This is a genomic window from Acidobacteriota bacterium, assembly GCA_028874215.1.
In the GTDB taxonomy this organism is placed as follows: Bacteria; Acidobacteriota; UBA6911; order RPQK01; family JAJDTT01; genus JAJDTT01.
The window spans coordinates 1-11,574 of the sequence record JAPPLF010000071.1 but is presented as its reverse complement, the minus strand read 5'-3'; the positions used below and the strand labels follow the sequence as shown (position 1 = coordinate 11,574).

At 56.1% G+C, this 11,574-nt stretch carries 9 protein-coding genes and 2 pseudogenes; 5 read left to right on the top strand and 6 right to left on the bottom strand.

Annotated elements, in window-relative coordinates:
- Positions 1-992: 992 nt before the first annotated feature.
- Entirely contained in the window at positions 993-1,592 is a 600-nt protein-coding gene (locus OXT71_14450; protein MDE2927592.1) for a hypothetical protein, read from the top strand.
- Between the two features lie 226 nt (positions 1,593-1,818).
- On the top strand, positions 1,819-2,097 hold the full coding sequence (locus tag OXT71_14445) for a hypothetical protein (GenBank protein ID MDE2927591.1): 279 nt from the start codon (positions 1,819-1,821) through the stop codon (positions 2,095-2,097).
- 544 nt (positions 2,098-2,641) lie between these two features.
- On the opposite strand, the gene OXT71_14440 is transcribed toward OXT71_14445, so the two are convergent.
- The 4 genes from OXT71_14440 to OXT71_14425 form a co-directional block, all read right to left on the bottom strand.
- Entirely contained in the window at positions 2,642-4,669 is a 2,028-nt protein-coding gene (locus tag OXT71_14440) for a restriction endonuclease subunit R (GenBank protein MDE2927590.1), read from the bottom strand.
- Positions 4,561-5,265, bottom strand: coding sequence for a DEAD/DEAH box helicase family protein (locus OXT71_14435; GenBank protein MDE2927589.1), 705 nt, complete (start codon positions 5,263-5,265; stop codon positions 4,561-4,563). The genes OXT71_14440 and OXT71_14435 overlap by 109 nt, the downstream gene beginning before the upstream one ends.
- Positions 5,262-5,426: a hypothetical protein gene (locus tag OXT71_14430; protein ID MDE2927588.1), complete on the bottom strand. Its 165-nt coding sequence runs from the start codon at positions 5,424-5,426 to the stop codon at positions 5,262-5,264. The genes OXT71_14435 and OXT71_14430 overlap by 4 nt, the downstream gene beginning before the upstream one ends.
- 150 nt (positions 5,427-5,576) lie before the next feature.
- Positions 5,577-6,485, bottom strand: a complete 909-nt coding sequence (locus tag OXT71_14425; GenBank protein ID MDE2927587.1) for a hypothetical protein — start codon at positions 6,483-6,485, stop codon at positions 5,577-5,579.
- 333 nt (positions 6,486-6,818) lie between these two features.
- Between OXT71_14425 and OXT71_14420 the strand changes: the two genes are divergently transcribed.
- Positions 6,819-7,028: a hypothetical protein gene (locus tag OXT71_14420; protein MDE2927586.1), complete on the top strand. Its 210-nt coding sequence runs from the start codon at positions 6,819-6,821 to the stop codon at positions 7,026-7,028.
- Between the two features lie 567 nt (positions 7,029-7,595).
- Here OXT71_14420 and OXT71_14415 read toward each other — a convergent pair.
- A pseudogene (locus tag OXT71_14415) lies at positions 7,596-8,474 on the bottom strand (IS1595 family transposase).
- A 321-nt stretch (positions 8,475-8,795) separates the two neighbouring features.
- On the opposite strand from OXT71_14415, the gene OXT71_14410 reads away from it, so the two are divergent.
- Positions 8,796-10,049 (top strand): hypothetical protein, encoded by a 1,254-nt coding sequence (locus OXT71_14410; GenBank protein MDE2927585.1) that lies wholly within the window; start codon positions 8,796-8,798, stop codon positions 10,047-10,049.
- Positions 10,050-10,077: 28 nt separating this feature from the next.
- Here the strand turns inward: OXT71_14410 and OXT71_14405 are convergent, their stop codons facing one another.
- The gene (locus tag OXT71_14405) at positions 10,078-10,356 is read right to left on the bottom strand and encodes an AAA family ATPase (protein MDE2927584.1); all 279 of its coding nucleotides are present in this window, start codon (positions 10,354-10,356) and stop codon (positions 10,078-10,080) included.
- 889 nt (positions 10,357-11,245) lie between these two features.
- Here OXT71_14405 and OXT71_14400 point away from each other — a divergent pair.
- Positions 11,246-11,574, top strand: a pseudogene (locus OXT71_14400) (transposase).

Below are 11,574 nucleotides of genomic sequence, written 5' to 3'. Positions count from 1 at the left end.
CATTCGCTTTGTCATGAAGCAGCGTAATTAACCCGAATGTGATCGCCGCAATGAGTGCGATCATGCTCATCAGTCGCATCGACGAAGGATGACCGTGATCGTCGTTGAGGTATCCATGTCCAGTCTTGTCGCTCATAGCCTTCTCCCTCAGTTCTTTCCTTCGAATTGCTCGGTCAATCGGCGTTTGGAGCCCCGTAACTCGAAAAGCTAACCACCGCTGCTGAAGGATAACAGGCGCGGACCGATAACCATCAAATTTTTTGTTACAACAGACGACTTCACACCGACGTGGAACCAATAAAGACCCTCTCTCCCGAAACCTATGATCGTGGCCCGCTTCGTTCCATTGTCGAGTTCGGCCAAGTCCTAATCATGGAATGGGGTCGATCCTCGGAACAAAACTGATTCCCTCCAGCGAGCTTCTTTCGGAGGTAAGATGGTACATTTTCGACAGCTCGTACTAACACCGCACGAAGGGGAAAAGCGGAGTCCTGGAGAATGCCTACTTTGATCTTGGAAACGTCAATGGACAACTGACCCGGCGTGATCACGCAGGAGAAACCCTCCATGGGGAATTAATAGGCCCAAAACTGGTGTGATGTCCCGCAAATACCTGTAAACAGGCGCTCCACCTTGTCGATGATCGACTGGGAGGCTGCGGCCCATACGAACGGTTTCTCGTGCTGGTTTTAGCGTTCCGGGAGTTCCTTGATGGTCCGCGCCAAGTGGGTCACGTTCAAGTGGGTCACGTCACGGAACGAAGCCCGCTTGTTCGCCCGCTGGCTGATCAGACCGAACCCAGAGTTCCAGCTGGTTGAGTCAGGAAACATAGATCCCTTGAACAGGTATGCAAGTGGACATAGGAGTCTTCCCAAACCAGGTGAGAACGTAATCGTCCTCTTCTCGCTCAACCAGTGTGCTAGGATTTGGGCCAAAAAGTGCCCGCGCGGCGTGTCCGGGTGGGACGTTCTGATGCGTTCAGAGGAGGAGGCATGCTGCACACAATTAGACTCACGGGCTTCACCTTTCCAAAGCTTCTGAAGGGGAACAAAGCCAACTTCCGGTTTTTGGCCGCACTCCGCTTTGTTGATCGTGACGGCAAACCGGGCGAGCTGGACGTGATCTTGCCGAACGCGGTCGACTATTGGGAATGCGACCCTAAAAAAAACGAGAAACTGAATTACGTCCGTGCTGATCGCAAGAAAGGCGTAAATGAACAGAAAGATCCTCCGCCCACGTTTGACATGTGCCGTGTTGGCGCGTGGAATAACCTAGTGTTCCAAGTTCGAGCGAGGCAGTTGACCGCTATCCAATTCAAAGTATTCGATGTAAACCGGAAGGACGCTTGGGAGAAACTCCTGCCTATTTTGAAGGCGATTCCCGGGACCCTTGCCGGGCCTCTTGGGCCTGCTCTGGGGATAGCGAAGGAGGCGACGTCGGTCGTAGTGGGAGAGATATCCCAAGACGATTCGTTGCTCTTTCAAGGTTCCTTAAAGCTTCCGTATTCTGGTAACGGCAAGCCGACTGTAGAAGGGCCAGGAATCATGGGGGACTACAATATCCAATTCTGCGTTGAGCATTCGGACGACTGAACCTAATGCACTACAGCGAGCCCCAAGAAGAAGGGGTAACTTCACAGAGCACGGGGCAGGAACGTGACTGTCCCCTACTCGGTTACCATGCGGGAGTTCTTTATGGGGCCCGGTCGCCCGACTGCCGCTTGATCGTCCGATCCGGATCTCCACCTATGGTCCGGGATGATGCGCTACAGTTCCGTATTGGGCGTCCGTTTGGTGCCAAATTTGGGGGAGGGTGAGAATGAACGAGACCCACGTCTGCATTGTAATCATCACAATGGTGGTCCTCATGCTGGGCGCGCTGGCGGGAGGCCTGTGGACTCGCCACCGCCCGGGAAAAAAGCCGAAGGGAATAGGACAAAGGGTCATCCAGTTTGTGGGTCTCGCCTGGCTCATCGGCGGAACTGTGATTCTAAGCGTCACATCACATATCGATGGGACAGGGGGAACCATTCTGGCCGCCGTTGCTGGCTATCTCTTTGGGATGAAGAGACCGGGCCGAGCCACGAAAAATCGGTAGTAGTAGATCGGGACAGGAAAGTGACTGTCCCCTTCTCGTTGGTCTGCCTTATGATCACCGGCCGCATGGCGCTGATGTGTTCGGGCCCCGAGGCGCAGCAACCACCAAGAATTTGGTCTCCCATCCGTTTCCAGCTCAGGGCGAACTCGGCCATCCGTGAGGGATAGAATTCGGCGTTCTGCAGAATATCCGGCCCCAAGCTGGGCCTCTGGTTGGTCAACATGGGTCCGTTAACGATGGGGCCGGTGGGATTGTAGCCCAGGTTGGGATAGGCCCCGACCGGAACGGAGAAAGCCCGCGTGAGTCGGGGCACTCCGGCCGAGATTGTCTCCGGGTTGCTGCACATCAGTTGGATCGCTCCCAGGGGAGCCCCTCCAAAGCCGCCGTCAGATCTTCCAAGCGCTCAGTGTCTGCTTGTTACCCGTCTTCGGGGACCAGTTTCGTAACCCCTGCCATGAAATGCCATGATGATCACTCCGAGCCTGAGAATCGGAAGGCGGCTGGGTAACAGATTGAGGCCACTCCGGCCAGGACTTCCTGCCGATCACCTCCGGGTGAGAGGTGCCGAGGCGCTCGCTTGCCCAATCCCTTCACCCTCTCCCCGATACAGCATCCCCCTCAGCCGCGCCTGCCACTCGTCCTCATCCACGACCTCGAAGCGCATTACCTTGCTCCGCATCGCGGGCACGAACTCGGCCCAATCGGCCTTCCGGGCGTGCTCGCCGCAGATGTCGAAGACGGATCGCTTGTATTCGGTGTCCTCCGACCCCTTCAGGTGAACGCCTTTGGTCTCCACGACGAACACCTGGCGGAATCCGTCGTCCGCCCCGGGCTCGTCATCCCGCAGCGTCACGATGAAGTCGGCGTAGATCCGCCGCGGCCTCCATCCCTGTACGTAATAGTCCTTGCGGGCGCGGTTGCGGTACCAGAAGAAGAGCCGCGCCTGCTGGTCCAAGTAGGTCGCGACCTTGTTCTCGAACTGGTTGAGATCGTCCTCCGTGACGACGTCGAAAGGGTTGCGCTGGTAGGGGCTGCCGTCCTCCCGGTTCGCCTGCTTCGCCTTCGGAACTTCGATCTCGGCGGGAAGGCGATTGAAGTCGAGATCCTCCGCGACGACCAGAAAACGCATCGTCTCCGACTCCAGGAGATCACGGAAGACCTCGCGCGACAGACGGTCCCGTTCCATCTCGACCGTTCGGCGCAATTCTTCTAGGACGAAGACATGATTGGCGGCCACGCGCTCGGCGGGATACTGCTCAAGCAGGGCCTCAAAGGTGCGCCGGGCCAGATCGCGTCCCCGCCACGGGTTGGGAACCAGGTCCAGGAGGTGGCTGGCCGCGAAAAAGTAGTCCACCGGATCGCCGCCGTTGGCCGAGTCGGCGTCGTCAGGGTCTTCGAGGTTACCGGGATAAGTGCCGCTCGCCACCTCCGGCACGGGAACACGTACCTCGCCGGTCAGGTTCGTCCGCAGCAGGTCATCTTCGCCCTTCCCCTCGTCCAGCTTCAGATTGGCCAGCGCCGAGAGGTCGATGTCGTCCCAGGGCAACCGCGAAAGGATGTCCGCCTCGTAGTGGACCAGACGCCAGCCGTCCACATCCCAGATCATGAAGGCGGGAAGGACGAGATCTCGCGCCGCCGCTCGATACGGCGCCAACTGCCGGGTCGCCAGTTTCTCCGTCGGGCGCGTCCCGCCGATATCGGACACGACCCTCCCTTCGAGGCCTTGCAGCCCTTCCAGCCCGAATCCCTTCCGGACTTCCTTCAGTAGTTCGTTTCCCCGGCGGCTGAAGCAGAATACGTAGCTCTCGTCAAGAAAGGGCACTCCCGTCTTGCGTGCGTAGGGCTGCCGCAGGATCCGTCCCACCAACTGCGTGATGCCCGTCTTCGACATCGGGTTGGTGAGAATGGTGAGGACGTAGGCGAACGGGCAGTCCCAGCCCTCTTGCAGCGCTTGTTTGGTGATGATGAAGCGGATTGGACAGTCGCGGGACATCAGGCCGCCAACGTCGTCCACCTCCTTGAGTTCGTCCTTCGTGCTGGTCTTGACCGCAATGTGCTCCGGGCCGATTCCCGGGTGCTGGAGCAGGTAGTCGCGCACATCGTCGGTGTGAACGTAGCCGAGCTTCCTTTGTTCTCTGCCGGTTCTCTCCACTTGAATTACACAGATGGGCCGGATATAGGTCCCGGACTCCGCTTCGTAAAGCTGTGCCTTGGCCTCAAGAGTCTCGCGGTGTGCGACGGACTCCAGCAGCGTGTCGCGCCAGTCACTGCTCGCCTTGTTGCGGATGTGCAGGTCGAGCTTGATCATCTCCTCGGCGTTGACCTCCCGTCCCAGGATCTCGACGAGCACGTTGGCGCCCTTGGCCGGAGTGGCTGAGAGCTCGACGATCATGCAGGGGTTGAACCCTTCGAGTGTCGCCTTCGCATTGACGCTGTACGCCTTGTGTCCCTCGTCAAGAATGATCAGCGGCCGCAGCAGCCGAATTGTGTTGCCCAGGGAAGTCTTGACGTAACGGCCCCAGAAGCCCGTGGTCTGGTCGAAGGTGTCCAGATTGGGGTGTTCCTCCAGCAATTCGGCGTGGGCGGAGGGATCGTCGTCCGGGGGGAAGAACCGGTCGAAGCCCCGCTGTCGCGGAACATCCGGAGCGTGTCCTTCGTCTTCCGGTTGGCCGATGGCAGCATGAGCAGGAGAATGCAGAGGTTCTCGGCCACATCGCGCGGACCGAAAGCCGTGGTCTTCTCGAAGATTCGGGTGCGCTGACCCGACGACAGATCGAGTTGCTGGCGGTACGGGTGGTCGCGGTCCTTGAGCGCCTTGAGTGTCTGGTTGTAGATCTGCGTCGTGGGCACGATCCACAGCACCAAGCCGCGCCGGCTCTGACGGTAGTGCGCATTGAAGAGATCGATCACCCGCGTCGCGAGCAGCGTCTTGCCGCCACCGGTGGGGATCTTGAGGCAGAAGGCGGGAAGCCGCTCGCCGAGTCCGTTGCGGCGGGGATGGTAGGGCCGCCCGGCCACAGTCCTGCTCCATGCCCGCTCCACCCAGTCGAATCCCCATTCGGGGTCCTGGCTTCGCGCCGCCCTGTCCTTCTCCCGCCACGTCGCGAGCGCTTCAAGGAAGCCTTGGACCGTCGCCAGCGTCCGCTTCTGGTATTCCTTCAGGATCATTGTTCCAGGCTCTCGATCGCCTTGTAGATCTGAAAGGGTAACTGCTGGAAGTCGATCCGGTACTTGTGGAGGAAATCGCGATCCAGGTATTTCGTGGGTGCGAAGATGAGCTTTCTTCTTGATCCGGCGTAGCGGAGAGAACGTGACCGTCCCCTTCTCACGTCCGGACAATTGGTCGTGCGCGCTAACGATGACCGCCGTTCGACCCAACATGCAGGCAGCCACGTAGTCGGACTTGTCGACCGCCGGACTCTCGACGCCCAATCGTCGGCTTTGGACACTCAAGCGAAGTTGTGGCGTCATCCAGGCTCCTACCATTCGGTCTGCTCGTCCGTCTCCGATTTGCCGCGAATATCCATAACCATCATGCGGCGTATGCCTAGTTCTCGGAGCCGTTCGCCGTCGTACCGAAAGACCCGTTGACCGCTATCGCTCTCGGGCTCAAGCCTAGCCCTATCCTCTGCCGTTGTTTCCTCAACCCCCGTCCTATCGAAATACCGTCTGGTGTCTTGATTGAGGTCATCGATCGTAGGGGCGTTCCACCCCGAGGATTCAGGTGGTCCCACTACCTCATCGTCCCCCGCAAGCGGCACATGCCGACTTGCGACAGAAACGAACTGAACGAGATGCATATAGTCCACCTCGGCGATTTCCCACCTCCATTGCATCGAGACGGTTGGTTCCAACAGATAGTGCCAAGGTATGCACTTCTGCTCGACTTCATCGAGTTTTCTGGTGGAGAGTGGCACGTCCCCCGCGTCGGCAATCAAACATCCAGTCTGGAAAGTCCGGTAACTTGGCCGTCCCTTGGGCTGTGTCCAGATCGTTCGCTGTTGTTCCGTACTGTAGATGCAGTAGACCGGCTTCATTCCGGCAAGGCCGACCCCGGAAATGAGAAGGCAGCGCTGTTGTCTGCCGGACGATTTCACTTTGTGTCTGACCTTCAGGACGCCGTTGCGCTGCACCCGCTTTGCTTGTACCTGCATCTTGATTGTTCGCCTGCGCCCGACGATGTGCCACTCCCAGTCCGCTCCGCTCTTCGCTTCCTCGCGCTTCGGGAAGGTGCGAATACGTACAAGCTCTGGATGCCGCCGCCTGATTTCCAGAAGATTGCTCTCCGTTATGGTCTCTTCTCCGTAGCTCACCCAGACGTCGGGACAGTGCGTGAACTCCAGATTGCGTGATGTTGAGTCGCCCAGTCGCAGCAAGGTGGCAGTCATGGTTGATTTCAATGGTTCTTCCTCTCGAGGCACCTGCGGATGGAACTCTACGATTCCTTACGCGGACAGCAACCCGATCCTTATTCGGAAACGCGCGCAGCTTATCCTGCCACACGCGCCTCTCGAACTTCGAGAATGGGCTCGGGCCTACAAGGAACGCCGGCCATAGTCATCCCTGACTCTCCGAGAATCTGGGATGAGCAGTCACAGGACTGCGCCTTATTGGACAATCACGCCGCCACGACGGCGCGGATCGAAGCCCAGGGTTTCTAGCCCCAGGCCGTGGGTTTGCTGGGCACTGCAGTGGACCCGGCGGCTTTTTCGGAGGACCGGGTGGAGAAGGGCATTAAGAGCCTGAGTCACCTGCTGGTCAATCCGGTCCGCTACCGCGAGGCTCCGGAACTTTTCTGCTTGGTGCTCAATCGTGAATTCGACTTGGAGCGTTTAATCCCCTTGGCCGAACCGGTCCAGGTGGAGCAACGCTTCGAGTCATCGGATTCCGGAGAATGGCACTGCGGCAGGGACGGGAACCCCCAATACTGATTGCTCTCGTGCAAAAAATAGTGAGGACGAAATCATAGAGTGCCCCACCTACGCGAAGAGGTTCTAAACTCCTACCTCGGCTTGCTTCTTGACAGCTTCGACGGCATCAGCGCAACAACCGAGATGCGTACGTCGAGGTCTGCCATCGATATCACGGTCACTCACTCCGGCGTGCCGGATCCAGTTCCGATCTTGGTTGAAGCAAAGATTGGAGACTCTCCCGCCAACCGACGGAAGGCTGCCAATCAAGCTCGATCCCGCCTGCATGGTGCATCCCGTTCACTTGCATTCGGGCTCTGTTATTCTTGTAACCTGAGGGACGCCTCCGTCTCGGCACACGAGACGCAGGACGCGCTTGCAAGTGCCTCCATTACCTTTGCCCCCGTGCGCCGCACGGACTCGAAAACAACGTGGAGAGAAGGAACTGTCGCAGACCTTGCGAATAGCCTTAGAAACACCGACCTGTCCAGGCAGCGGGTCGCCGATGAGATCGAATGGACTGTTCGCAAAGCGGCAAAATTACTCTACGTGCAGGATTGCGCCGAAGTCGTCGCAAACGCCCTGACGCTACCGAATACCAAGGACAAGGATCTGCGTGCCGCCGCACTTGTAGGGTCGCTGATCCTGTCGAACGCCGCGCTGATTCACCAGCGCCTGCGACTGGTACCGACTCTTTCGACAATCCCGCCCTTGGAGACCATTCTGGCAGATCAAGGCAATGCGTCCTCGCGTATTCGAGACGCGTGGGGTGTCCCGATCACGCAGGTTGTGCCTCCCCGCAAACTTCCGGACGTAGTAGTCAAGATGCTTCGGACTGAGCTTATGCAATGTCACGGTGCAAGCACGCTTCAGCATCGACCAGAAGCTCTGGACGCCGTTGGTGTGGGCCTGTCCCCTGACGTACTCGCCTACGGAGTGCTTGACAGTATAATGATTCGGTAGGACGTGGTAGTTGAGAGCGTTGTCGGTGCAGACGTTGGTCTCCGGCCTTTCGGCATGCTCCATGATGAACTAGCACATGGTCTCGGATTTTGCGTTGGCGACAACGGGGGCCTGGACTTGATTCGTGGGTCGATCATTGATCCCGGCCACGGCGGTCTTGCCCACGGTTCCCCGGCCAGTTCCGGCCAGAGTCTGCCGCTGTTTAATGCTCATGTTCCGGCGCTTCCCGCCGAAGTAAATCACATCAACCTCCACGGGCCCGTCGAAGGGTTTCCCGTTGCCGGGAGACTTCCAGGCTTCGCGGATGCGATGGAGCATAAGCCACGCGGCGGACTGGATGACTCCGATATCCCGATGCAGCTTCATGGAACTGATACCCTTAAGGCTAGTGATTTTCAGGTAGATCGCCACGGCCCACTTGCGCAGTGGAATCTTGGAGTGGGCCAGAGCGGTTCCGGTGCGGTCACTGAAATAAATGCGGCATTCGGTGCACGAGTAGGGCATCTTCCGTTAGGTGGCCGTCCCGGTTCGGACGCTCCCGCAGTGGCCGCAGCATCGCTCCTCCGGCCAATAGATAGACTCGAGCCAACGGACGGCGGATCCCTCGTCGGGGAACATCTCCAACAGTCGGATGAGTGTCAATCCTTCGCGGTGGACCTTGCCGGGTGTCTTGTAACTCGCTCACTTCATCATGAGCAGAGTTTGATAGAAGAGAAGCGTGTTGTCAATCCTTCTTAATAAGCCTTTTTTAAAGAAGCCGCAGAAAGCCATCTTTGTCTATACTTCTGGTGGTGTATCTGGGCTAGAGGTTAGTGAGGACTTGCTATGGAAGATCATGTGCCAGCCATACTTCACCCCGCCAAGAAATCTGAATTTCCCGCGGTAGTCAGGCGGGAGGCAGGATTCCTTGCTCAAGCTAGAAAGCTCTTCGATGCCGGATTCTATGATCATGCGCTCTTGGACATCTGGAACGCAGCCGTCTCCAATCTTCGAAGGAGAATTGAAGCATATGGCGTCGACTTATTTCAGTCTATCGTAAAAGAGGAACCCGGCCGAAAAAAATACGACTTGGAAGGCGAGACTCTGGCCGAAAGATGGGCGGCCGTGGACGACCTTACATTGATTTCAGGCGCGACTAACTTGGGATTGTTAAACAAAAAGGCTGGCAAATCGCTGGAAATGATCAATTGGATGCGGAATCATGCTTCACCTGCCCACGATAGTGATCACAAAGTTGAGAAAGAAGATGTAATTGGACTCGTCCTGATTCTTCAGAAAAATCTTTTTGAAACGCCTCTCCCTGATCCGGGCCACTCGGTGTCAGGATTGTTTGATCCCATACGAAAATCACGCTTGGAAAATCAACAAATAGACCTTTTGGCCGATCAGATTAACGGTTTGCGTAGGGCAGACATAAAGGTGGCCTTTGGCTTTATGCTTGATCTCCTGTGTAAGGGAGAAGATCCCAACCTTACGAATATTGCAGAACTCTTTCCTTTGGTTTGGAAACGGGCAAATGACGATTTGAGAAAAACTGCAGGACTGCGATACCACAAATATAAACTGGATCCAGGGTCAGATGAAAGCGGCGACTCGGGTGCAGCCATTCGTATTCTTGACTTCCTCACGAGAGTCTCCGGCATCAACTACATTCCAGACGGGGCTCGTGCTGCCATTTACAGGCGAGCAGCAAAGAATTTGGCTGACGCAAAAGACATGAGCTACGGGTGGGTATCTGAGGACAGAGCTGCGAAAACGCTGAAGCAATTTGGTCCGCATGTTCCGTCAATTGCCTTCACCGAAGTGTATCAAGAAATTCTCGCTGTATGGTGTGGCAATTACTGGGGTCGCTCTTCGTCACATATATATTTACGCGGATTCATCGAAACATTAAATACCAAAAGAATTATGGGGCTTGCAAGTATGTTTCGCGACAATGACCGTGTTCGATCGGAACTATTCCAGAAGACACCTAAGGCCAAAGCAATAGATCTGTTGAACGAACTGAGAGCCAAGGTCACGATTGAAGCTCACAAAGATGAAGTAGATGGAATCATTAGTGATGTCGCAGAACTTTGAGGTCATCTCTGTCGAGTACTAGCAGCAACTACCTCAGAAAGAAAGTGATTGTCAGCTTCTCGGAAAGTTCTACGGCAAGAGCGGAGAAAAACCAGGAAATGACAGTCCCCTTCTTGGGTCCTGCACGACCAGCGAAGAAATCTAGCTCAACGGGTTTTGCCGATGTGGTCAATCCAAATTCAAGCGCGGTGAGCAGATTAGATTTTCCGTGGTTGTTAGGACCGAGCAACGTGACGAGGTCGCCACAATTGATGGACAGGTGTTTGATACTTCGATAGTTCTTTATTTCCAATTGTGCGATTCTCATGGGGTCCTTTTCATCCGTTACCGTCAAGATTTCTTCTGGCAGATGTGACAGGGACAGGGTAGGTATTTTCTACATTCGACGCGACGAGTTTGTACGTCATAGTCATAGCATTTGTTTCTGGTTCTCCCGCACCACAAGAGAGCTAATAGAGTTGGAATCGTTAGTAGGATGAATACCACGTATTTCCACGAGTCAACCGTGAGGTAGAATAATTTCCAAGGGAATGACTCTGCCAAAAGAACGATCCAAACGATGGTCACATGGACGCTGCCCATTTGATTGATTTTGGACACCGAAAATCTACCGGAATCTGTAATCCACGATTTTTCAGATTGTGACCTGCACTCCGGATCCCGTTTGAAAGTCTTTTTGTATAGCGCCCCGGTAATGTCATTCTCCAATCTTTCTATGTGAGTCTCCCATTGCTCCTGCCAATGCTTGCTTCCTTTGTTTGCTAGGAACCAGGCGACAGAAGCCACAACTCCCACGTTGGAAAGCAGGAATGTCAAGTGTTCAAACTCGTTTTTGCTGTCCTGGACGAGGAGAGTCCCATACCCAGCAATCGCTAGAGCGTTGAACGCCCAAAAGTACGCAGACCGTTTCCAGTAAAGGTCAATCTCGAACTTGCGGATATCGTGTGCGTAATGGAGGGCTCGTTTCTTCTTTTTCTTTTCCGATCCCATAGTGGATGCCTCCAACATCTATACGATTCGATGCGTTTTTGTAATACCGTAGGCATAATGTTGTCTCGCCGGAGAAATTCTTATAGTTTCTCTCATGCTTATGTTGTTTGTCGTTCACCTGAAACTCGGTCACGATTCTCTCGCGATTCTCTCGCATGAAAAGGTGACTGTCCCTTTCTCACGTCCTGATCACGAAACCGGGACGGGGCCGGCGTCCCTACCCGCTCTCGACGATGCTGCGGGTTCACTGCGTGCAGCTGTTTTACAACCTGAGCGATCCGGGGATGGAGGATCTGCTCTATGAGGTGGAGTCGGTGCGGCGGTTCGTGGGCCTGAAGCTCACGGGGCCGCTGCCGGACGAGACGACGATTCTGAAGTTCCGTCATCGGCTGGAGGAGCATGGTCTGAGGGAGGCGCTGTTCGAGGAGATCGGTTCTCACCTGCAGCGGCAAGGCCTGCGACTGAGCCGGGGAACGATCATGGACGCCCAGACGGGGGTGGCGCACACGGTGGTGACGGCTCCGGCCAACGAGCA

Excerpts from the sequence above, each read along its gene's own strand:
- OXT71_14405 (MDE2927584.1), bottom strand. The coding sequence starts at position 10,356 with ATGAGAATCGCACAATTGGAAATAAAGAACTATCGAAGTATCAAACAC.
- OXT71_14425 (MDE2927587.1), bottom strand. The coding sequence starts at position 6,485 with ATGACTGCCACCTTGCTGCGACTGGGCGACTCAACATCACGCAATCTG.
- OXT71_14450 (MDE2927592.1), top strand. The coding sequence starts at position 993 with ATGCTGCACACAATTAGACTCACGGGCTTCACCTTTCCAAAGCTTCTG.
- OXT71_14435 (MDE2927589.1), bottom strand. The coding sequence starts at position 5,265 with ATGATCCTGAAGGAATACCAGAAGCGGACGCTGGCGACGGTCCAAGGC.
- OXT71_14410 (MDE2927585.1), top strand. The coding sequence starts at position 8,796 with ATGGAAGATCATGTGCCAGCCATACTTCACCCCGCCAAGAAATCTGAA.
- OXT71_14445 (MDE2927591.1), top strand. The coding sequence starts at position 1,819 with ATGAACGAGACCCACGTCTGCATTGTAATCATCACAATGGTGGTCCTC.